This is a genomic window from Curtobacterium sp. ODYSSEY 48 V2 (assembly GCF_023712625.1).
Lineage (GTDB): Bacteria > Actinomycetota > Actinomycetes > Actinomycetales > Microbacteriaceae > Curtobacterium.
On the sequence record NZ_JAMAXX010000008.1, the window covers coordinates 123450 to 144762 of the forward strand.

Here is a 21313-nt window from a genome sequence, read left to right on the forward strand (position 1 = left end):
TAGGGTCGATCGGTGGTCACCAGCGCCGGACTCCTGCTGCACCGTCGGTCGCCCGTGGACGGCACCCCGGAGGTCTTCGTCGCGCACATGGGCGGACCGTTCTGGCGTCGACGCCCGCGCGCGTGGTCGATCCCGAAGGGGCTCGTCGAGGACGGTGAGGACGCACTCGACACCGCGCGCCGCGAGTTCGCCGAGGAGATCGGGGTCCCCGCACCGACGGGACCCGTGCTCGACCTCGGCGAGGTCCGCCAGGCCTCCGGGAAGCGCGTCCGGGTCTTCGCGGCACGGGCCGACGACTTCGAGGTCGACGAGGTGCTGAGCAACACGGTGCAGGTCGAGCTCCCGCGCGGTTCCGGTCGGTTCGTCGCGGTCCCCGAGGTCGACGACGCCCGCTGGTTCGGCGTCGAGGAGGCGCGCGGGGTGCTCGTGTCCGGCCAGGTCGTCGCGCTCGACCGGCTGCTCGCGGTCCTGGAGGGCCGGTGATCCGCGACCCGCACCGGGGCTGTCCCTCGTCCGCGCTGCCCGGATAGCCTGAGCAAGCGTCGGGTATTCGTCGGCGCCGACACAGGGGAGCACACATGCGCAGATGGCGCTCCGTCATCGCCGGCGTCATCGCCGTCGCACTCGGGGCAGGACTGGCGGTGAGCGGCGTCACGAGCGCGACGGCCGCGACCACGGGGAACTGGGCCACCGTCACGGTGGACGGCACGAGTCGTGCGTACACCGGCTCGATCGCGCTCCCGGGGTTCCCGGACACCACCTTCACGTCCACCTCCCGGCAGGCCACGGTCGTCTCCGGCGCATCGACGTGGCAGGGGGCGTCGACGCCGCCCGGCACGGTCTACGGCACCAGTCGCGGTGCGACGTACCTCAACCAGCGGCCGGCGGCGGACGACGCGCGGAGCCCTGCCGTCACGACCTGGACGTTCGACGGTGGGACGCCAGGGGCCGGCGGTTGGTCCTTCGTCCTGGGCGACGTCGACGCCGACCAGGCGACGATCTCGGCGACCCTCGCGGACGGCACCCCAGCCACCGTGGACCAGCTCGGCTACGCGGGTTCGTACAACTCGTGCTCGACCGTCTCGCCCGGCGGGTGGAGCTGCCCGCGCGATCCCGGAGGCGTGGCGGCGGGTCAGGACCTGCCGTCCTGGGACCCGGCCACGGGGGTGCTGCGGGGCAACGACGCCGCGAACGACACCGCCGGCGCGAGCGCATGGTTCACACCGACGGCGTCGCTCGCGACGCTGACCATCGCCTACCAGCAACGCAGTGGCCTCCCCGTCTACCAGACCTGGTTCGCGAACCGGACCTCGTCCCTCTCCGGCACTGCGGCACTCGACGGCGAACCACTGGTGGACACGCTCGTCACCGTGACCGCTCCGAACGGCACCGAGTACACGACGACCACCGGTGCCGACGGTGCGTACGCGTTCCCCGCGCTCACCCAGGCCGACGGGTACCGGGTGTCGATCGCGACCCCGGACAACGCGGCGGTCGACCGCGCTCCCGCGGTGGTCGACCTCCGGACCGACGTCACGGACGCCGACTTCGTCCTCAGCACGGTCCCGGGGACCGTCGACCTCGACGGCTCGGTGGTCGACGCCGACGGCCGCCCCGTCGCCGACGCCGAGGTGACCGTCACGGACACCTCGGCGCTGCCCCTCGCCACCGTCGTCACGGACGCGGACGGGCGCTGGCGTGCCGTCGGCCTGCCGGCCGGCACTGCGGTCGTCGCGACGGTGAGCGGTGCCCCGCCGGTGTCGGGCTCGACCGGTGCCGACGGTGCCCCGGTGGCTGCGCTCGACCCGATCGTCCTGCCGATCAGCGTGGGGACGATCACGGGCCGCGTGACGCTCGACGGCGGCGCCCCCGCCGCACCCGCGCTCGTGGAGGTCCTGCAGGGCGGTGGCGTGGTGGCCACCGTCGAGACGGACGCCGACGGCACGTACGGTCTGGCGCTCCGGCCCGGCACCTACACCGTCCGTACCGAGGCCGCGGTCGCCGGTGCTCCGGAGCCGACCGAGCTGACGGTCGAGGTCACCGCCGACGGCACGGTCCGAGCGGACTTCCCGTTCACGACGCCGGTGGCGGTCACGGTCGGGCAGGCCGGTTCCGTCCGCTACGAGGACGGCACGCCCGTCGTGGACACGACCGTCACCGCACGGCCGGTCGAGGCCGGTTCGGGTGCCGTGGTCACGGTCGAGACGACCGCCGACGGCGGGTACTCGCTCGCCGGGTTGACGCCGTCGACGGAGTACGCCGTGAGCGTCGAGGGGGCCCCCGTCCGGACGGTCACGACGCCCGCCACGGGGACCGCCGCCGACGCCGTCGACTTCGTCCTGCCCCTGCCGACGGTCGACCAGCCGGGCACGGTCAGCGACGCGGACGGCGCCCCCGCCGCGGCCGTCCCGGTCGTGGCGACGCCGACCGGTGACGACGACGGCGAGCCGGTCAGCACGACCACCGGCGACGACGGCACCTTCGTGCTCGAGGGGCTCCGCCCGCTGACCGAGTACACGATCACGGCCGGGACCGGCTCCGAGCAGTCGGACCCGGTGGTGGTCACGACCGCCGCGGTCGGCGGCACGCCGGAGCCCGTGCGCCTCGTCCTCGCCGAGGTCGCCGGCACGCCGCAGCCCACCCCGACGGTGACGCCGCAGCCGACCGACGGCCCGACCCCGAGCGCGGCACCCGTCGCGGGCGGTACCGGCACGGGCGACGGTGGTGGCCCGACCGGTGGCGGACTGGCCTTCACCGGAGCCGACGTCACCCCCGCGGTCGCCGTCGCAGCGCTGCTGCTCCTGACCGGCGGCGGGTTGCTGTCGGTCGGCGCGGCACGTCGTCGACGGTCGGTCCCGCAGGACTGACCGCACACCCGGCCGTCGGGCTCGGGGCTCCGGGCTCCGGGAGACGGGAGCGGGGCGGGTCGACACCGGTCGGCCCGCCCCGCTCCCGTGTCCCGGGCTCAGCGCCGCCGCTGCGTCCGCACGGATCCCGTCGCGGTCGACACCGTGCCGGTGGCGACGCCGATCGACCCGGTGATGGTGGCGATCGCACGGCTGACGACCGGCACCGAGCTGGTGACGACCGCGAGCGAGGACGTGATCGCCTCGACCGACGTCGTGGACAGGTGCTCCTGCGCGTGCGTGTGCACCGGGAAGCCGCGGCGCGCCGCGAGCACGACGCCGAGCGAGCCGATCAGCACGACGGCGCCGGCGAACGGCAGGTACTGCAGGCCGACCGCACCGAGCGCCTGCCCGCCGACGGCTGCCCCGCCCGCGATGCCGATGTTCGACGCGCCGTTGACGAGGGCGCCGGCGATGTCGGGGGAGACGCCACCGGTGCGGATCGCCGCGGCCATGAAGAGGGTGCCGGTCGTGCCGTTCGCCGCCATCCAGATCCCGGCGACCACCATGGTGCCGAACAGCGAGCCGTGCACGAACGGCAGCACGGCGAAGGCGGCGGCCATCACGGCGACGGCGGCGATCAACGTCTGCCGCGGTGCCCGGTCGACGAAGGTGCCGGCGAGCCAGAGGCCGACGATGCCGGTCCCGCCGAGCACCAGGAGCGCACCGCTCACCATGCCGGCGTCGAGCCCGGCGTCGATCGCGTACGGGCCGATGTAGGTGTAGACGACGTAGTGCCCGGCGAAGAGCAGCAGGTCTGCGACGACGACGGAGAGCAGTCCGGTGCGGGCCCACGCGCGGGGTGAACCGATGTGCGGGGACGCGGTCCCGCTGACCGCCGGCAGGAACGCGACCGCGACCAGCGCGAGGAGGGCTGCGGCGAGCGCGACGGAGCCGACGGCGGGGCGCCACCCGATCGTCTGCGCGACCCAGGTGGCCAGCGGCACGCCGAGGACGAAGCCGAGCGAGCTGCCGGAGTAGACGAAGGCGATCGCGCGTCCGGCCAGCCGCGGGGGCACGATCCGCGTCGCGTAGGCCGACGCGACCGAGAAGAAGAGCGCGTGTGCGACGCCGCCGACGACGCGACCCGCGCAGACGACGGCGAAGCTCGGCGCGACCGCGACCAGCACGTTCGAGACGGCGTAGCCGACCAGGGTCGACACCAGGACCGCCTTGCGGGGCAGCCGCGCGGTGAGCGACGTCAGCGGGAGGGCGAGGATCGCCACGGCTGCCGCGTACACGGTGACGACGAAGCCCATCGTCGACTCGCTGACGCCGAGGTCGCGGCTCATCGTGCCGAGCAGCCCGACCGGCATGAGCTCCGTGGTGATCGCGAAGAAGGTGGCGAGCCCGAGCACGGCGATGCCGACGATCGACCGGTTGGTGACGGTGATCGGCCGCGTGCTCGTCGACACGGCCGAGGTGGTGGTGTTGGTGGACACGCTGCTGACCTCCTCCGGGGAACGCCGGAGCGCGCGTCGGACCGGCCGTCGTGACGGCGGTGCGCGGTGCGCGCTCGCGGTGGGTGTGGTCCGGGTCGAACGACCCGGTCGGGTTGTGACGACTCCACGGCGAGTGCGCACATCCAGTGTTGCACGGAGCATCCGGATCGCGCGAGGGGGTCGCCGAAGAATCTTGTAGCGCTCCAACGAGATGCTCGGACGAGCATTCCCGTTCAGTTCTCGTTCGTCACCGTGCCCTGCACACCGCCGCCGCGCAGGGTGACGGTGAGCGTGCCGCTCATCGACTGGGCGGAGAGCGAGACGTTCCCGTGCAGGGCGTCCTCACGCGGGTAGCAGGCGGTGGTCGACTCGAGCCGGTTCGCGGTCGCCACCAGGCAGATGGTCTCGCGGTCGGTCCCGACCCCGGCCCACACGTTCCACGGAGTCTCGAAGGCGCTGCCGTCCAGGGCCCGGTTCGTGAACACGAGCCGGGTCGTGCGGAGGCTCACGGGCGCCTCGACCGGTCCCGGCAGCTGGTCCGCGGAGGTCTGCGGGATGTCCAGCAGCTCCTCGAGGGTGATCGCGCCGGGTGTCGGTGTCGTGCTGGGCGCGGCGGCCAGCTGCCCGTCGGTCGTGCCCACCAGCGTGCCCGCCGCGAACGCCAGGCCGACGACCGCTGCCGCGCCGAGCGCGATCCAGGCGCGCGGCCGCGCGGTCCAGAGCAGTCCGCTCACCCGCGTCCGCCACGTGGGACTCCCGGCCTGGAGGTCCGCCCCGCCCCCGGCGCGGGCGGCACCCGGTCCCGTGGTCCGTTCCTGCTCGCCCTCCGGCCCGACCGGGTCGGCGGGCGCCGACGCACCGGCCGAGCCGGGCCCGGTCCGGATCGGCCCCGCCGCCGGTGTCGGTCGGTCAGCGGTCGACGCAGCGACTGACGACCGTCCGGCCTCGCTCGTCGTGCGGTCCGCCGGACGTCCGTCGTCGGTCGTCGTCCCGGCCGGCGGCGTCGCGCCCGCGACGGTGCTGCCGTCCCGCAGCCCGCGGAGCTCGAGCCGGGCGCGCGCAGCGTCCTCGGCCGCGACCCCGGCTCCCCACGCGAGGGCCTCGAGTCGTGCCCGTTCCGCCGTGACGTCCTCGTCGGCCATGCGCACTCCCGGTCCGGACGCACCGGACACCCACATGCTCCCACCCGGACGACGGCACGTCCGCCCCCCGAGCGGGAGGTGTCCAGTCCCCGAGGCGTAGACGGGTGGCATGAGCACCGACGCAGGAACCGGGCACGACGCCTCCGGCCACGACCAGACCCGGCACGACGCCGAGCCCGAGACGCTCGAGCCCCTGAGCCACGACACCCAGTCCGGCGAGGCCGACTACGTGGCGACGAGCCCCGGCGGCAGCGGGACCGAGCGGCACGTCCCCACCCCCGACGAGGAGCAGGGCCGTGGCACCGAGTACGACCCCGTCGACCAGGGGCCCCAGCAGGAGGGCCAGGGCGGCTGAGACCGGCCGCCCCGCGCCCCCCTGCCCGGCTCAGCGGACGATCCGGCGCAGCACCGCGCGTTCCCCGAGGGTCCAGACGGCGCTCGTGACGACGTAGAGCGTCGCGGCGAGCGGGACGACCGCGGCGAGGACGACCGACGCGAAGGGCGCCCAGCGCGCCAGGGCAGCGGCCGGACCGGCCCCGGGCGTACCGGCGGCCGGCTCCGCCGTCGGGTTCCAGTGCACGGTGGCCCGGCGCGACGCCTCGACCACCACCGCCATCACGACGAGCAGCACGAGTACCACCCAGGCGTGGCTCCACAGCGGCGACGCGAGCGCCACCAGGAGCGTGTGCCCGAGCGGGATCCCGACCAGTGTCGCGTCGAGCAGGGCGTTCGCGGCACCGGCGACCGACGCGTGCGTGAAGAGCGCGTACACGAGCGAGAGGACCGGAGCCTGCGCGAGCACCGGGAGGCACCCGGCCAGCGGGGAGACGCGCTCGGAGGTGTACAGGCGCTGCACGGCCTCCTGGAGGCGTCGCGCGTCCGCACCGTGGCGCCTGCGGAGGGCGGCGAGCTGCGGGGCGAGTCGACGCCGGTCGCGCTCGGCCCGGACCTGCAGGACGGCGAGCGGGACGAGCACGATGCGCACGCCCAGGGTGAGCGCCACGACGGCGAGCGCCGCTGCGGCGCCACCGGCGACGGGGGACAGGGCTGCGGTGAGCGCGGTGAGCAGGTCGACGCCGGCGCGCAGCAGGTCGCCGACGACGGGCAGGGTGGTGATGTCCATGACGTTCCGTTCGAGTGGAGGGGTCCGTGACGACGTGACCCGACCACCCGCGGGCGGTCAGGCCGGGGTCGGCGCTCCCGGTGCTCGCGACCGCACCTGGCCGTCGGCGTCGGGGTGGCTCCACGCGATGCGGGTCGGCCGCTCCACCGCTGCGCCCGTCCGCTCGGAGCCCTCGGCACCCGGATCGACACCGAGCGCCGTCGCGAGCAGCCGGACGACGAGCACCGTGACGGCGACGGCGGCGAGGCCGAGCGCGGCGACGGCGAGCAGGGGCGCCGGGGAACCCGACGGACCGAGCAGGCCGGCATCGCCGATCTGCAGCACCGCGAGGGCGCGCAGCAGGAGTTCGACGACGGTCATGGTCCGTTCAGCGTAACCCCCGCGTGCCGTCGAGGACCGGCAGTCCCGGACGGGCAGGATCGCAGGCATGACCGCAGGATCGCCGAGCACCCCAGCGACCCTCGCCCTGGAGCGGGCGGGGATCCCGTTCACGCCGCACGTCTACGAGCACCACGAGACCGCGACCAACTTCGGTGAGGAGGCCGCCGCGGCACTGGGCCTCCGTGAGGACCAGGTGTTCAAGACGCTCGTCGTCTCGGTGGACGGGCAGCTGGCCGTGGCGGTCGTGCCGGTCGCGAACCGCCTGGACCTCAAGGCCATCGCAGCTGCCCTCGGCGGCAAGAAGGCGACGCTCGCCCAACCTGCCCTCGCCGAGAAGCGGACCGGGTACGTGGTGGGCGGGATCAGCCCGGTCGGACAGAAGACCAGCCTGCGGACGGTCGTCGACGAGACCGCGCTCGAGCACCCGAGCATCTTCGTCTCCGGCGGGCGTCGCGGGTTCGACATCGAGGTCGCGCCGGCCGACCTGGTCCGCGTCACCGGCGCCTCCACGGCGGCCATCGCGAGGACCTGAGTCGGTCTGACGCAAGTTTCTGCACCCGCCGGGAATGGAGCGGGTCCTCCAGCGTTGCATTGAGTCGAAGGCACTCAAGTTCCCAGGAGGTCCCTTTGCCAGCAACGTTCGGCCCGAGCGGTGGCGACGACGCGTTCGACGCGTTCCTCGCGCGGCTCATCGCGGCCCAGCAGTCCGGTGCCCAGCGATCCGTCCCGCTGGGACGCCCGGTCGACATCACGCGGCTCCTCAGCCGACGTACCCACGAGGTGCTCCAGCACACCGCCGAGTACGCCGTCGCACAGGGCCAGCACGAGATCGACGCGCTGCACGTCCTGCACGTGCTCGTGCGCACCGAGCCCTTCACCGCGGTCCTGCGCACCGCCGGTGTCGACCCGGAGCAGTTCGCCGCCGAGGTCGAGCAACGCCTCCCCGCGCCGACGGAGCCGCGTCCCGGGCGCACCGGGCAGCCCGCCCTGACCGGGACCGCACAGCGGATCCTGCTCGAGGCGACCCAGGCCGCCAAGGCCTTCGGCAGCACCTACACCGACCCCGAGCACGTCTTCTTCGCGCTCGTCACCGACCAGGACACCGTCACGGGGCAGCTGCTCGCGAGCGCCGGTGTCACCCCGCAGCACCTGCAGGAGCACGCCCAGCAGGCCGCGGCAGCAGCACGAGAGGGGCGCCCGATGCCCGGAGCCACCGAGACCACCGCCGACCCCACGAACGGCACGACGAGCGACACCCCGACGCTCGACCGGTTCGGCACCGACCTCACCGAACGCGCCCGCGACGGACGCATCGACCCGGTGATCGGCCGCGCCGACGAGATCGAGCAGACCGTCGAGATCCTGCTCCGCCGCACGAAGAACAACCCCGTCCTCATCGGTGAGCCCGGCGTCGGCAAGACCGCGATCGTCGAGGGGCTCGCCCAGCGGATCACCGACGGTGACGTGCCCGCGCTGCTCCGGGGCAAGCGGGTGGTCGCGCTCGACCTCGCCGGCATGCTCTCCGGCACCCGGTACCGCGGCGACTTCGAGGAGCGCCTGACGACGGCGATGGACGAGATCGCGGCGCACGCGGACGAGCTGATCGTCTTCATCGACGAACTGCACACCGTCGTCGGCGCCGGGGGCGGTGGCGAGGGCGGCTCGATGGACGCCGGCAACATCCTCAAGCCCCGCCTGGCCCGCGGCGACCTGCACCTGGTCGGCGCGACGACGCTGCGCGAGTACCGCCGCATCGAGAAGGACGCCGCGCTCGAGCGGCGCTTCCAGCCGGTCCGGGTGGGGGAGCCGAGCATCGAGGACGCCGTCGCCATCCTCGGCGGCCTCGCCCCGCGCTACGCCGAGCACCACGACGTGATCTACACCGACGACGCCCTGCGTGCCGCGGTGGAGCTCTCGCACCGGTACGTGACCGACCGGCACCTGCCGGACAAGGCAATCGACCTCATCGACCAGGCCGGGGCACGACGCCGTCTCGCCCTGTCGGGCGACGTCGACGTCGAGGCGCTCCGTGACCAGGTCGCGGAGCTGCAGGCCGACAAGGACCGCGCGGTGGCCGAGGAGCTGTACGAGGAGGCGTCGCGCCTGCGCGACGAGATCGACGGACTGGAGGCGCAGATCACCGCCGCCTCGCAGGGGGACGCGAGCAGTGCCTCCCGGCCGTCGACCGCCGACCGCGTGATCACCGAGGCAGACGTCGCCGAGGTCGTGTCGCGTGCCACCGGCATCCCGGCGACCCGGATCTCGCAGGGTGACCGCTCGCGCCTCGCCGCGCTCGAGGACGAACTCCACGAGCGCGTCGTCGGCCAGGACGACGCCGTGCGCGCCATCGCGACCGCCGTCCGACGCAGCCGGACCGGCATGGGCGACCCTCGTCGTCCCGTGGGCAGCTTCCTGTTCCTCGGCCCGACGGGCGTCGGCAAGACCGAGCTCGCGAAGGCCCTGGCCGGATCGCTCTTCGGCGACGAGTCCGCCATGCTGCGGTTCGACATGAGCGAGTTCGGCGAACGGCACACCGTCTCCCGCCTGGTCGGTGCCCCTCCCGGGTACGTCGGTCACGAGGAGGCCGGGCAGCTCACCGAGCGCGTCCGTCGCAACCCGTACTCGGTGGTCCTGCTCGACGAGGTCGAGAAGGCGCACCCGGACGTCTTCAACCTGCTGCTGCAGGTGCTCGACGACGGCCGCCTCACCGACGGACAGGGACGGACGGTCGACTTCCGGAACACCGTCGTCATCATGACGTCGAACATCGGCTCGGAGTTCCTCGCATCGCGCTCCGGTGCGCTCGGGTTCTCGGCCTCGGCGGACGGCGGCTACTCCGAGGAGGACCTGCGCGCCCGTGTGATGGGCAGGCTGCGCGAGTCGATGCGGCCCGAGTTCATCAACCGCATCGACGAGATCGTGCTCTTCCGCAAGCTGTCGCAGGAGCAGCTGCGGTCGATCGTCGACCTGCTGCTGCAGGACACCGCGCTCCGGCTCCTCACCCAGGGGATGACCCTGGCGGTGTCCGAGGCGGCGACCGACTGGCTCGCCGAGCACGGGTACGAGCCCGAGTACGGCGCCCGTCCGCTCCGTCGACTCATCCAGCGCGAGGTCGACGACCGCATCGCGACCCTGGTGGTCGACGAGCAGGCGCACGCCGGCGACACCGTCCGGATCGACCTCGAGGACGGCCGGCTCGTCGCCCGGGCGTCAGCCCCGGCGACGGTCTGATCCGACCCGCTCACACGGAACGGCCCCGGCACCCCAGCGGTACCGGGGCCGTTCCGCGTCCTGCGACGTCCTCGTGTGTTCTCGGATGCAATTCCGGAAATGTTCGAGAAAGGGGTTGCGCTCGCATTCCCGACGCCGATAGTGTTCACGAGCATCACCGGCTGTACGAGACCGAGAGGGGGCCGACAATGATGATCGCCATGACGAACCCGTTCCGTGGAATCCGTGGGATCGGCGGCACCCCGCTCCGTTCGCACTGACGCGGGACGTCCCGCTCCAGCCGTTCTCCTCGATCGACCGAGGTCCCGCTCGTCGCTGCCCTGAGCACGCGGTGGTGCGGTCCCGATCGTCGTCGCACAGCCCCGCTGTGCCGCACCACACACGCCGTGCAGGCCACGGCTGCCCGTCCAGCTGACGGACGCCCGTCCGGGTGACGGACGCCCGTCCTGCTGACGGCAGCCGGGGGCGCGGCGTGGTGGATCGAGATCGGACCGCGAGCGGCGGACGTCTCTCCGACGATTCCACTCGGTGACCCGATCGTTCACCGACAATGCAGCCTCGCGCATTCCTGCGCGCCCTGCCGATCATTTTCGCCCGCATTCACCGGGCGTTCTTCGCGATCCCGTTCCCGGCGCATGCACGCGGTCGGCGGTCGGGTTCTCCGTCATGCCCTCGGGCACCCACGAAAGGCACCATCGTGTCGAACGACATCGACGTCCGTCCCCCCGACACCCGCGCGGTGCGCCGCCGGGTCACGCTCGCCGACCGCATCGCCCTCCGGATCGGCATGTCGCTGATCATCTGGAGTCGTCGGACGCACCACGTGCGTCCGTCGGTCGACCACGCCACCCGTCAGCGGCTCGACCGGGAGCGGCGCGAGCGCGAGCTCGAGCTGCTCGTGCGGAGCGCCGCGATGCGCATGTGGCGCTGACGCGCCGCGACCCGGCCCGGCTGCGCCGACGCGGCGGCGCGCGTCCGGAGCCGCAGCCGCAGCCGCAGCCGCGACAGCGCCGCGCGCACGGCCTCCGCACAACCAGAAGCACCTCGCGCCATGCGATCGCATGGCGCGAGGTGCTTCCCGTTGTGCTCCACGACGAACGCCACACTCGCCGCGCCCGCCGCACATACGGCACCCGCCCCGCGCGGGACCGCGACCCCGCGCCTACCGCTTCCGGTTGGACACCAGTGCGACCGCGTACGACGGGAACCACGTCCCCGCCGCCGGCCCACCGTTGCAGGTCCCGTCGCTCGCCCCCGGCGTCTTCACCCAGAGCAGGGCGTCGAGCCGGGTCGTGCCCGCTGCGACGTGGGGCTTCCCTCCGAGACCGGCACCGGTCGGGTTGCACCAGGTGCCGAGCCACCCACGACCGTTCCTCGACACGTCGACGACGTACCGTGCCCCACCCGTCATCGCGCTGAGCCGCTCGGCGTAGGCCCGCTCACCGTCGACGCCGTAGAAGTTCGCGACGTTCGTGAAGAACCCCCGGGCCTGGGCGACACCGGCTTCCCGCAGGTACGTCGCCTGGAGCTCCGCGGGGTTCCAGTCCTCGTTCCCGCCGTCCAGGTAGGTGGGGACCCCCGCGGCGGCGTACACGCGCACGGCCGCCGCGATGAGGCCCGGCCGTCGGGCTCGCTCGGCGGTGCACGTGCTCAGGTGTGCCAGGGAGTCCGGCTCGACGATCACGACGGCCCGGTGCCCCTGGAGGTCGGCCGCGATGCGACGGTTCCACGCGGCGTACCGGGACGGGGAGAGGCCGCCCGCCGAGTACCCGCCGCAGTCGCGGTTCGGGACGGCGTACGTGACGAACACCGGCGTCGTGCCCGTCTTCTCCGCGGCGGCGAGGTTCCGCGCGATCACCCGGTCCAGCGCGTCGCCCGTGTACCACTCGCCGAGCCAGATCGCGATCGGCTGCTGCGCGATGGTGCGGGCCGCTGCGGCCTCGGTCGTCCTCCCCGCCGCGCTGAGCGCCGCCGCGGCCTGGGCGGGCTGGCTGTCCGGCTGCCGGTACAACCCACCGGCGAAGACCTGCCCGGGCGTCGCGGAGTGGAGGGCAGCGCGCGGCAGCGGCGCGGTGGACGCCGCCGTCGCAGCCGCGGGGAACGTCACGGTGCCCGCAGCCACCGCCGTCGCCACGGCGGCGAGCGCGACCATCGTCCTGATCCTCGAGTACATGGTCCCCGTCCTGTGTCCGTCCGCTGTCGGGACGTCCCTGCCGTCCCGCTCCACCTGCCGCAGACCATCAGAACCCGCGGGGCGGCGTCGGGGCGATCTCCAGAACGAGGGACAGGCGACGGACGGCCGGGCGCGTGCGGCGCCTGCGGTCGCGTACCGTTGTGCGGTGACCGAAACCGCAGCTGCACTCGTCGAACGCCTGACCGCCATCGTCCCGGACTTCCCGAAGTCCGGCATCCTGTTCCGCGACGTGACGCCGGTGTTCTCCGACCCCGTGGCGTTCGGACGGGTCTGCGAGGCCCTCGCGGCGCCGTTCGCGATCGGTGCGGGGTTCCAGGCGGTCGCTGGCATCGAGGCCCGCGGCTTCGCCCTGGCCGGGGGCATCGCGGCCCAGCACCAGGTCGGCGTGCTGACGGTCCGCAAGGCCGGCAAGCTGCCCGGCGAGGTCCTGAGCGAGCAGTACGCGCTCGAGTACGGCGAGGCAGAGCTCGAGCTCCGGCCGGGCCAGCTCCCGCAGGGCACGCGCGTGCTCGTCGTCGACGACGTCCTCGCGACCGGGGGCACCGCTGCGGCGACGATCACGCTCCTCGAGCGTGCCGGGTACGAGGCGATCGGCTTCGCGTCGCTGCTCGAGCTCGACGGGCTCTCGGGTCGGGAGCGCCTCGAGCCGCGCCTGCCCGTCACGACGCTCGGCCGCGTCCCCGCCTGAACCGCTGCCGCCGGCCTGGACCGCTGCCGCCGGCCTGGACCGCCGCGGCCGCGCCTTCACCGCGGCGGCCGCGCCTGGACCGCTGCGGCCGCGCACTAGTCTTGACCCACCCCTGAACCAACCGAGGAGCACCACGATCGTGACCGACGCAGTCGCACCAGAGCCCGCAGACCTGCCCCAGGCACCCGAGCCCCGCACCGCGACGACGGCCACGACGGGCACCGAGCTCTTCGACGGCGTCCGCGGTGTCGTCGCGATCCGCGTCGGCGGGGTGCTCAAGGACCTCGCGGCCGACGTGGAGGCGGGGGAGACCGTCGAGCCGGTGACGCTCGACGAGCAGGACGGCCTCGACATCCTCCGGCACAGCGCCGCACACGTGCTCGCGCAGGCCGTGCAGCAGATCAACCCGGACGCGAAGCTCGGCATCGGCCCGCCCGTCACCGACGGCTTCTACTACGACTTCGACGTCGCCGAGCCCTTCACCCCCGAGGACCTCAAGGCCATCGAGAAGGGCATGGACCGCATCGTCAAGCAGGCCCAGCGCTTCCGGCGCAAGGTCGTCACCGACGACGAGGCCCGCGAGCTGATGACGGGGGAGCCCTTCAAGCAGGAGCTCATCGGCCTCAAGGGCGCCGCGGCCGAGGGCGACTCCGGCGAGAGCGTCGAGGTCGGGGCCGGCGAGCTCACGGTCTACGAGAACGTCGACCCGAAGTCGGGCGAGGTCGTCTGGCAGGACCTCTGCCGTGGCCCGCACGTCCCGCACACCCGGTGGATCGGCAACGCGGCGAAGCTCATGCGCGTCGCGGCGGCGTACTGGCGCGGCTCGGAGAAGAACCCGCAGCTGCAGCGCATCTACGGCACCGCCTGGCCGGACAAGGACCAGCTCAAGGCGTACCTCGTCCGACTCGAGGAGGCCGCGAAGCGCGACCACCGCAAGCTCGGCGCGGAGCTCGACCTGTTCTCGTTCCCGGACGAGATCGGCTCTGGCCTGGCGATCTTCCACCCGAAGGGCGGCATCATCCGCCGCGAGATGGAGGACTACTCGCGCCGCCGGCACGAGCAGGAGGGCTACTCCTTCGTCTACACGCCGCACATCACGAAGGGCGACCTGTTCGAGCAGTCCGGCCACCTCGGCTGGTACAAGGACGGCATGTTCCCGGCCATGCACATGGACGAGGCCCGCGACGAGGACGGCAACGTCACCCGACAGGGTGCGGACTACTACCTCAAGCCGATGAACTGCCCGATGCACATCCTGGCGTACCGCTCGCAGGCCCGCTCCTACCGCGACCTGCCGCTCCGGATGTTCGAGTTCGGCACGGTCTACCGCAACGAGAAGTCCGGCGTCATCCACGGCCTGACCCGCGTGCGCGGCATGACCCAGGACGACGCCCACATCTTCACCACGCAGGAGAAGATGAAGGAGGAGCTGACCACGACGCTCGAGTTCGTGCTCTCGCTCCTCCGCGACTACGGGCTCGACGACTTCTACCTCGAGCTCTCCACGAAGGACCCGGAGAAGTACGTCGGCGACGACGAGGTGTGGGAGATCGCCACGAACACCCTGCGCGAGGTCGCCGAGGAGTCGGGCCTCGAACTCGTCCCGGACCCCGCCGGTGCGGCGTTCTACGGTCCGAAGATCTCCGTCCAGGCCCGCGACGCGATCGGTCGCACGTGGCAGATGTCGACCGTGCAGCTCGACTTCAACCTGCCCGAGCGCTTCGAGCTCGAGTACACGGCCCCGGACGGCTCGCGGCAGCGTCCCGTGATGATCCACCGCGCCCTGTTCGGCTCGATCGAGCGCTTCTTCGGCGTCCTCACCGAGCACTACGCTGGTGCGTTCCCGGCGTGGCTGTCCCCGGTGCAGGTCGTCGCGATCCCGGTCGCCGCGGAGTACGGCGACTACCTCGACGAGGTCGTCGCGAAGCTCCGTGCGCACGGTGTCCGCGCCGAGGTCGACCACTCGGACGACCGGATGCAGAAGAAGATCCGCACGCACACCAAGGCGAAGGTCCCGTTCCAGCTCATCGCCGGCGGCGACGACCGCGACGCCGGAGCCGTCTCGTTCCGCTTCCGCGACGGTCGCCAGGACAACGGCGTGCCGGTCGACGAGGCGGTCGACCGCATCCTCACTGCGATCCGCGACCGCGCACAGGTCTGATGGACCGCACGGGAGGCTCGGAGTCCGTCCCCGGGGCCGGTCACGTCGTCGACGTGGCCGGCTCCGGGGCCCCGGCCGACTCCGGGAGGCCGGCCGGCTCCGCGATCCCGGCCGACCCCGGTCCGCCGGTCGTCGACACGGGCGGTGCCGCGGGCACCGGCAGCGCGGACGACCCGCTGGTGATCCGCGACGCGGCCACGGGTGCGGCGGTGCCGGACGCCTTCCAGCGCCTGTGGAACCCGCACCGCATGGCCTACATCGACGCCGGGCGGGAAGGTCGGGGCCGCGGGCACGAGGACGACTGCCCGTTCTGCGAGGCGCCGCGGAAGTCCGACGAGGACGCCCTGATCGTCGCCCGCGGTGAGCACGCCTACGTGCTGCTCAACCTGTTCCCGTACAACAACGGGCACCTGCTCGTCTGCCCCTACCGCCACGTCCCGCTGTACGACGAGGCGACCGCGGAGGAGATCCGGGAGATCGCCGAGCTGACCCAGACCGCGATGCGCGTACTGCGTGCGGTGTCGCACTGCGACGGCTTCAACATCGGCATGAACCAGGGCGAGATCGCGGGCGCCGGTGTGGCCGCGCACCTGCACCAGCACATCGTGCCGCGGTGGGCGTCGGACTCGAACTTCTTCCCGATCATCGCCCGGACGAAGTCGATGTCCCAGATGCTCGGTGACACCCGCCGGCTCGTCGCCGACGGCTGGCCCGCTGCGGACTAGACTGTCGGCATCATGAGCGACAGCACCAGCACCTCGGGCACCAACGGCACCTCGATCACCGGCTCCGACCGCGTCAAGCGCGGCCTGGCCGAGATGCTCAAGGGCGGCGTGATCATGGACGTCATCGACGCCGAGCAGGCCCGCATCGCGGAAGAAGCCGGCGCCACCGCCGTCATGGCCCTCGAGCGCGTCCCCGCCGACATCCGTGCACAGGGCGGCGTGGCCCGCATGTCCGACCCGTCGATGATCGAGGAGATCATCGCCGCCGTCTCGATCCCCGTCATGGCGAAGGCCCGCATCGGCCACTTCGTCGAGGCGCAGGTGCTGCAGGAGCTCGGCGTCGACTACATCGACGAGTCCGAGGTGCTGTCGCCCGCCGACTACGTCAACCACATCGACAAGTGGAAGTTCACGACGCCCTTCGTCTGCGGCGCCACGAACCTGGGCGAGGCACTCCGTCGCATCACCGAGGGTGCCGCGATGATCCGCTCCAAGGGCGAGGCCGGCACGGGTGACGTGTCCGAGGCCACGAAGCACATCCGCACCATCTCGAAGGAGATCGCTGCGCTCCGTCACCTCAAGGAGGACGAGCTCTACGTCGCCGCGAAGGAGCTCCAGGCCCCGTTCGACGTGGTGAAGGAGGTCGCGCAGACCGGCAAGCTCCCCGTCGTGCTCTTCACCGCCGGTGGTGTCGCCACCCCGGCCGACGCCGCGATGATGATGCAGCTCGGAGCGGACGGCGTCTTCGTCGGGTCCGGCATCTTCAAGTCGGGCGACCCGGCGAAGCGCGCCGCGGCGATCGTCAAGGCCGTGACCTTCCACGACGACCCGAAGGTCATCGCCGAGGTTTCCCGCGGTCTGGGCGAGGCCATGGTCGGCATCAATGTCGCCGACGTCCCCGCTCCGCACCGCCTCGCCGAGCGCGGCTGGTGAGCGCCCGACCCCGCATCGGGGTCCTCGCGCTGCAGGGTGACTTCCGCGAGCACATCGCCTCGCTGACGGAGCTCGGCGCCGACGTGGTGCCGCTCCGTCGGCCCGAGGAGATCGAGGCGCTCGACGGCGTCGTGATCCCCGGCGGTGAGTCGAGCGTCATGGACAAGCTGTCCCGGACGTTCGGCGTCGCCGAACCGCTGAGCGCAGCGATCCGCGGGGGACTCCCCGCCTACGGCACCTGTGCCGGGATGATCATGCTGTCCTCCCGGATCGCCGCGGGCATCCCGGGGCAGCAGACGCTCGCCGTGCTCGACACGACCGTGCGCCGCAACGCCTTCGGCAGCCAGAACGACTCCTTCGAGACCGACATCCCGATGCCGGCACTCGGCGAGGCCCCCGTGCACGCGGTGTTCATCCGCGCCCCCGTGGTCGAGGAGCACGGCGCCGGCGTCCAGGTGCTCGGTGCCCTCGCCGACGGGCAGGTCGTCGCCGTGCAGCAGGACACCGTGCTCGCGAGCGCGTTCCACCCCGAGGTCGCCGGCGAGGACCGCTTCCACCGCCGCTTCCTCGACATCGTCCGCAGCGCCTAGGTCCTCCCGACCCGCAAGACGCAACGTCGGCGGTCCCTCGCAGCGGCATCGCACTGCGCGGTGTCGCCGACGTTGCGTTTCGCGCAAGGGGGCGGGGCGGCGGTGATCCGCGCCTCCCGGCCGGTAGACTGGTCCGGATCTTCCGCTAGACGCAAGGAGCACCGTGTCCGGGCATTCCAAGTGGGCAACGACGAAGCACAAGAAGGCGGTCATCGACCAGCGCCGTGCGAAGTCGTTCGCCAAGCTCATCAAGAACATCGAGGTCGCCGCGAAGATGGGCGGTGCGGACCTGTCGGGCAACCCGACCCTGGTCGACGCCGTCCAGAAGGCCAAGAAGACCTCGGTCCCGAACGACAACATCGACCGCGCGATCAAGCGCGGCGCCGGCCTGACCGGTGAGTCGATCGAGTACACGACGATCATGTACGAGGGCTACGGCCCGAACGGTGTCGCGATGCTCGTCGAGTGCCTCACCGACAACAAGAACCGCGCTGCGGCCGAGGTCCGGACGGCGATGTCCCGGAACGGCGGCACCATGGCCGACCCGGGCAGCGTCGCCTACAACTTCTCGCGCAAGGGCGTCATCTCGGTCACGAAGACCGACGGTCTCGACGAGGACACCGTCATGACGGCCGTCCTCGACGCGGGTGTCGAGGACGTGGTCGACCAGGGCGGCGGCTTCGAGGTCATCACCGAGGCAAGCGACCTCGTCGCGGCGCGCACGGCGCTGCAGGACGCCGGCATCGACTACGACTCGGCCGATGCCGAGTTCGTCCCCGGGGTGAAGGTCCCGGTCGACGCCGACACCGCCCGCAAGGTCTTCAAGCTGATCGACGCGCTCGAGGACAGCGACGACGTGCAGAACGTCTACGCCAACTTCGACATCCCCGCGGACGTCCAGGCCGAGCTCGACGAGGACGAGGACTAGTCCGGTGCTCCGTGTGCTCGGGGTGGACCCCGGGCTCACCCGGTGCGGCGTCGGCGTCGTCGAGGTCGCACCGAACCGGCGCGCACGACTCGTCCACGTGACGGTCGTGCGCACGCCCGCGGACATGGCGTTGGAGCAGCGGCTCCTGCGCATCGCCGACGGCATCGCTGCCGAGATCGACGACCACCGCCCCGACGCGGTGGCGGTCGAGCGTGTCTTCGCACAGGCGAACGTCCGGACGGTCATGGGCACCGCGCAGGCGGCGGGGCTGGCGCTGCACGCCGCCGCCGCCCGTGGGCTGCCCGTCGGGCTGCACACGCCGTCGGAGGTCAAGGCGGCGGTCACCGGCTACGGGAACGCCGACAAGCGCCAGGTGCAGACGATGATCGCGCGGGTGCTGGGGCTCGACGAGGCCCCGAAGCCCGCCGACGCCGCGGACGCGCTCGCCCTGGCGGTCTGCCATGCCTGGAGGCTCGGATCACCCGACCGGGTCGGTCCCGGCCCGTCGACGCTCACCCCGGCACAGCGCGCCTGGCGGGACGCGCAGGCCGGGGTCGCGGACACGCCGCTCGCGCGTGCCGCTGCCGCGGCATCGCGTCCGGGTGCCGCCGCGCGGCGGGCCGGCGCCGTCGGTGGGCGGCCCTAGGCTCGTGGGCATGATCGCGAGCCTCCGGGGAACCTGCATCGACGTCTCCGGATCGGCCGTCGTGGTCGAGGTCGGGGGAGTGGGGTACGCCGTCACGGTCACCCCGGCGCACGCACTGACGATGCGCCACGGCTCCGAGGTGTTCCTGCGCACGGCGATGATCGTGCGCGAGGACGAGCACCTGCTCTTCGGCTTCGAGTCGACCGACGCGCTCCAGGTGTTCGACCTGCTCCGCAGCGTCTCCGGCGTCGGGCCGAAGTCGGCGCTCGGTGTCCTCGCCCACATGGACCCGGCACAGGTCGCGAACGCCGTCGCGAGCGAGGACGACTCGGCGTTCCGCAAGGTGTCCGGCATCGGCCCGAAGACCGCGAAGCTCATCACGGTCGCCCTCTCCGGCAAGCTCGTGGCCTTCGAGCAGGCGCCTGCGTCCGCGACGGCCGCGGGTGGCAGCGCGCACCCGGCCGCGCTCGACGTCGTGTCGGCGCTCGTCGGACTCGGCTGGCGCGAAGACGCGGCACAGTCCGCCGTCGACGCCGTCGTGGCGAGCGACCCGGGTGCCGCTGCGATGGGCACGCAGGCCCTGCTCCGCGCCGCGCTCGGCACCCTGCGTCCCGCGGGGGCCGGCCGGTGAGCGGGATCACCTCGGCGGGAGCCGAGTCGCAGGAGGAGCTCGCCTTCGAGGGCGCGCTCCGACCGAAGTCGCTCGACGAGTTCGTCGGGCAGCGCAAGGTCCGCGGCCAGCTCGACCTCCTGCTCAAGGCGGCGGCCATGCAGGAACGCACCCCCGACCACATCCTCATGGCCGGTCCGCCCGGGCTCGGCAAGACGACCCTCGCGATGATCGTCGCGCACGAGTCCGGTCGGCCGCTGCGGATGTCGAGCGGCCCCGCGATCCAGCACGCCGGCGACCTCGCCGCGGTGCTGTCCTCCCTCGTCCCCGGCGAAGTGCTCTTCATCGACGAGATCCACCGGATGGCGCGCTCGGCGGAGGAGATGCTCTACCTCGCGATGGAGGACTTCCGGATCGACGTGATGGTCGGCAAGGGTGCCGGCGCGACGAGCATCCCGCTCGACCTCGCGCCGTTCACCCTCGTCGGTGCGACCACGCGCGCCGGGCTGCTGCCGAACCCGCTCCGCGACCGCTTCGGCTTCACCGCGCACCTCGAGTTCTACGAGAAGGACGAACTCGAACAGGTGCTGATCCGCGCGGCGCACCTGCTCGACCTGCGCATCGACCGGTCCGCCCTGCGCGAGATCGCCGGTCGCTCCCGCGGCACCCCGCGCATCGCGAACCGCCTGCTGCGCCGGGTGCGCGACTACGCCCTCGTGCACGGCACCTCGGACGGGATGGCCGCCGTGCAGGGGGCGCTCGACCTGTACGACGTCGACGAGCTCGGGCTCGACCGGCTCGACCGCGCCGTCGTCGAGACGATGCTCACGCGGTTCGACGGTGGCCCCGTGGGCCTGAACACCCTCGCCGTCTCCGTGGGCGAGGAGTCCGAGACGATCGAGTCGGTGGTCGAGCCCTTCCTGGTCCGCGTCGGACTCGTGACCCGGACGCCCCGCGGGCGGATCGCGACCCCGCAGGCCTGGCGTCACTTCGGGATGTCCCCGGGCGACGGAGTCGGCGCGCAGCCCGGCCTGTTCGACGACTGATCAGGTATACGATATTCTGATCCCGGTCGCCCGAGTGTCGTGGTCGGCCCGCACGGACTCAGGCGGTTGCCCGATCGCGGACACGCCCGTGCCCTAGACTGCTACGGCCCGAAGCCGAGCAGCGACCGCTCCGGCTGGATCCGAGCAACCAGAGAAGGCACCGCCCCCATGGACCAATCACTCTTCCTCATCGTCATCATCGTGGCGTTCGCCGCGTTCATGTTCTACAGCAGCCGCAAGCGCAAGAAGCAGCAGGCGGAGCTCCAGACGAAGATGGTCCCGGGCTCCCGTGTCATGCTCTCGTTCGGCCTCTACGGCACGCTCGTGTCCGTCGACGACGACAAGGTCACGGCGGACGTCGAGGTCGCCCCCGGCACCATCGTGACGGTGCACCGCCAGACCCTGTCGCGCGTGGTCGACGAGGACGCGTCCGACGTCGAGACCACCGTCGTGCCCGAGGACGACGCTGCGGCGCCGAAGCCGATCGCCGACCTCAACGGCGAGCCCGTCTACGGCGAGCGTGTCGACGAGTCGGACCCGACGAAGCGCAAGACCGAAGACTGACGC

At 72.6% G+C, this 21313-nt stretch carries 21 protein-coding genes; 16 read left to right on the forward strand and 5 right to left on the reverse strand.

Going from position 1 to position 21313, the window contains the following annotated elements; genetic code table 11:
- Positions 1-12: 12 nt before the first annotated feature.
- Positions 13-483: an NUDIX domain-containing protein gene (locus M3666_RS13355; protein ID WP_251155474.1), complete on the forward strand. Its 471-nt coding sequence runs from the start codon at positions 13-15 to the stop codon at positions 481-483.
- Positions 484-578: 95 nt separating this feature from the next.
- The gene (locus M3666_RS13360) at positions 579-2867 is read left to right on the forward strand and encodes a carboxypeptidase-like regulatory domain-containing protein (RefSeq protein WP_251155475.1); all 2289 of its coding nucleotides are present in this window, start codon (positions 579-581) and stop codon (positions 2865-2867) included.
- Positions 2868-2965: 98 nt separating this feature from the next.
- Here the strand turns inward: M3666_RS13360 and M3666_RS13365 are convergent, their stop codons facing one another.
- A complete protein-coding gene (locus M3666_RS13365; protein WP_251155476.1) occupies positions 2966-4348 on the reverse strand; it encodes an MFS transporter in 1383 nt (460 codons plus the stop codon).
- 233 nt (positions 4349-4581) lie between these two features.
- Complete coding sequence (locus tag M3666_RS13370) at positions 4582-5490, reverse strand: hypothetical protein (RefSeq protein ID WP_066654267.1); 909 nt, start codon at positions 5488-5490, stop codon at positions 4582-4584.
- Positions 5491-5599: 109 nt separating this feature from the next.
- Between M3666_RS13370 and M3666_RS13375 the strand changes: the two genes are divergently transcribed.
- A complete protein-coding gene (locus M3666_RS13375; RefSeq protein ID WP_066654269.1) occupies positions 5600-5845 on the forward strand; it encodes a hypothetical protein in 246 nt (81 codons plus the stop codon).
- 30 nt (positions 5846-5875) lie between these two features.
- Here M3666_RS13375 and M3666_RS13380 read toward each other — a convergent pair whose 3' ends face one another.
- Both M3666_RS13380 and M3666_RS13385 read right to left on the reverse strand, forming a co-directional pair.
- Positions 5876-6613, reverse strand: a complete 738-nt coding sequence (locus M3666_RS13380) for a membrane protein insertase YidC (RefSeq protein WP_251155477.1) — start codon at positions 6611-6613, stop codon at positions 5876-5878.
- A 57-nt stretch (positions 6614-6670) separates the two neighbouring features.
- Positions 6671-6973, reverse strand: coding sequence for a hypothetical protein (locus tag M3666_RS13385; protein ID WP_209682619.1), 303 nt, complete (start codon positions 6971-6973; stop codon positions 6671-6673).
- A 67-nt stretch (positions 6974-7040) separates the two neighbouring features.
- Between M3666_RS13385 and ybaK the strand changes: the two genes are divergently transcribed.
- From ybaK to M3666_RS13400, 3 genes are all read left to right on the forward strand, one after another.
- Positions 7041-7526, forward strand: a complete 486-nt coding sequence (gene ybaK, locus M3666_RS13390; protein WP_066654277.1) for a Cys-tRNA(Pro) deacylase — start codon at positions 7041-7043, stop codon at positions 7524-7526.
- Between the two features lie 95 nt (positions 7527-7621).
- A complete protein-coding gene (locus tag M3666_RS13395) occupies positions 7622-10225 on the forward strand; it encodes an ATP-dependent Clp protease ATP-binding subunit (RefSeq protein ID WP_251155478.1) in 2604 nt (867 codons plus the stop codon).
- Between the two features lie 697 nt (positions 10226-10922).
- On the forward strand, positions 10923-11156 hold the full coding sequence (locus M3666_RS13400) for a hypothetical protein (RefSeq protein ID WP_209682613.1): 234 nt from the start codon (positions 10923-10925) through the stop codon (positions 11154-11156).
- A gap of 231 nt (positions 11157-11387) precedes the next feature.
- Here M3666_RS13400 and M3666_RS13405 read toward each other — a convergent pair whose 3' ends face one another.
- The gene (locus tag M3666_RS13405; RefSeq protein WP_251155479.1) at positions 11388-12398 is read right to left on the reverse strand and encodes a glycoside hydrolase family 6 protein; all 1011 of its coding nucleotides are present in this window, start codon (positions 12396-12398) and stop codon (positions 11388-11390) included.
- A gap of 166 nt (positions 12399-12564) precedes the next feature.
- Between M3666_RS13405 and M3666_RS13410 the strand changes: the two genes are divergently transcribed.
- From M3666_RS13410 to yajC, 10 genes are all read left to right on the forward strand, one after another.
- The gene (locus tag M3666_RS13410) at positions 12565-13107 is read left to right on the forward strand and encodes an adenine phosphoribosyltransferase (protein ID WP_251155480.1); all 543 of its coding nucleotides are present in this window, start codon (positions 12565-12567) and stop codon (positions 13105-13107) included.
- A 172-nt stretch (positions 13108-13279) separates the two neighbouring features.
- Positions 13280-15268: a threonine--tRNA ligase gene (gene thrS / locus M3666_RS13415; protein WP_066658210.1), complete on the forward strand. Its 1989-nt coding sequence runs from the start codon at positions 13280-13282 to the stop codon at positions 15266-15268.
- A gap of 176 nt (positions 15269-15444) precedes the next feature.
- Positions 15445-15993, forward strand: coding sequence for an HIT domain-containing protein (locus M3666_RS13420; RefSeq protein WP_251155514.1), 549 nt, complete (start codon positions 15445-15447; stop codon positions 15991-15993).
- 12 nt (positions 15994-16005) lie between these two features.
- Positions 16006-16926, forward strand: coding sequence for a pyridoxal 5'-phosphate synthase lyase subunit PdxS (gene pdxS / locus M3666_RS13425; RefSeq protein WP_066654286.1), 921 nt, complete (start codon positions 16006-16008; stop codon positions 16924-16926).
- Complete coding sequence (gene pdxT, locus M3666_RS13430) at positions 16923-17516, forward strand: pyridoxal 5'-phosphate synthase glutaminase subunit PdxT (protein ID WP_251155481.1); 594 nt, start codon at positions 16923-16925, stop codon at positions 17514-17516. The genes pdxS and pdxT overlap by 4 nt, the downstream gene beginning before the upstream one ends.
- Before the next feature lie 163 nt (positions 17517-17679).
- On the forward strand, positions 17680-18444 hold the full coding sequence (locus M3666_RS13435; RefSeq protein WP_066654289.1) for a YebC/PmpR family DNA-binding transcriptional regulator: 765 nt from the start codon (positions 17680-17682) through the stop codon (positions 18442-18444).
- Positions 18445-18448: 4 nt separating this feature from the next.
- Positions 18449-19090 carry a crossover junction endodeoxyribonuclease RuvC gene (ruvC, locus tag M3666_RS13440; protein ID WP_235426326.1) on the forward strand — a complete coding sequence of 214 codons (642 nt, stop codon included), beginning with the start codon at positions 18449-18451 and terminating at the stop codon, positions 19088-19090.
- A gap of 10 nt (positions 19091-19100) precedes the next feature.
- Positions 19101-19721: a Holliday junction branch migration protein RuvA gene (gene ruvA, locus M3666_RS13445; RefSeq protein WP_209682601.1), complete on the forward strand. Its 621-nt coding sequence runs from the start codon at positions 19101-19103 to the stop codon at positions 19719-19721.
- On the forward strand, positions 19718-20746 hold the full coding sequence (gene ruvB, locus M3666_RS13450; protein ID WP_066654292.1) for a Holliday junction branch migration DNA helicase RuvB: 1029 nt from the start codon (positions 19718-19720) through the stop codon (positions 20744-20746). Before ruvA ends, ruvB begins: the two co-directional genes overlap by 4 nt.
- A gap of 168 nt (positions 20747-20914) precedes the next feature.
- On the forward strand, positions 20915-21310 hold the full coding sequence (gene yajC / locus M3666_RS13455) for a preprotein translocase subunit YajC (RefSeq protein WP_066654294.1): 396 nt from the start codon (positions 20915-20917) through the stop codon (positions 21308-21310).
- The last annotated feature ends 3 nt before the right edge of the window (positions 21311-21313 follow it).

What these genes read in the sequence shown, in the direction of transcription:
- M3666_RS13380 (WP_251155477.1), bottom strand. Translation starts at nt 6,613, where the DNA reads ATGGACATCACCACCCTGCCCGTCGTCGGCGACCTGCTGCGCGCCGGC.
- M3666_RS13385 (WP_209682619.1), bottom strand. Translation starts at nt 6,973, where the DNA reads ATGACCGTCGTCGAACTCCTGCTGCGCGCCCTCGCGGTGCTGCAGATC.
- pdxS (WP_066654286.1), top strand. Translation starts at nt 16,006, where the DNA reads ATGAGCGACAGCACCAGCACCTCGGGCACCAACGGCACCTCGATCACC.
- M3666_RS13360 (WP_251155475.1), top strand. Translation starts at nt 579, where the DNA reads ATGCGCAGATGGCGCTCCGTCATCGCCGGCGTCATCGCCGTCGCACTC.
- M3666_RS13370 (WP_066654267.1), bottom strand. Translation starts at nt 5,490, where the DNA reads ATGGCCGACGAGGACGTCACGGCGGAACGGGCACGACTCGAGGCCCTC.
- M3666_RS13405 (WP_251155479.1), bottom strand. Translation starts at nt 12,398, where the DNA reads ATGTACTCGAGGATCAGGACGATGGTCGCGCTCGCCGCCGTGGCGACG.
- M3666_RS13375 (WP_066654269.1), top strand. Translation starts at nt 5,600, where the DNA reads ATGAGCACCGACGCAGGAACCGGGCACGACGCCTCCGGCCACGACCAG.
- ybaK (WP_066654277.1), top strand. Translation starts at nt 7,041, where the DNA reads ATGACCGCAGGATCGCCGAGCACCCCAGCGACCCTCGCCCTGGAGCGG.
- yajC (WP_066654294.1), top strand. Translation starts at nt 20,915, where the DNA reads ATGGACCAATCACTCTTCCTCATCGTCATCATCGTGGCGTTCGCCGCG.
- ruvA (WP_209682601.1), top strand. Translation starts at nt 19,101, where the DNA reads ATGATCGCGAGCCTCCGGGGAACCTGCATCGACGTCTCCGGATCGGCC.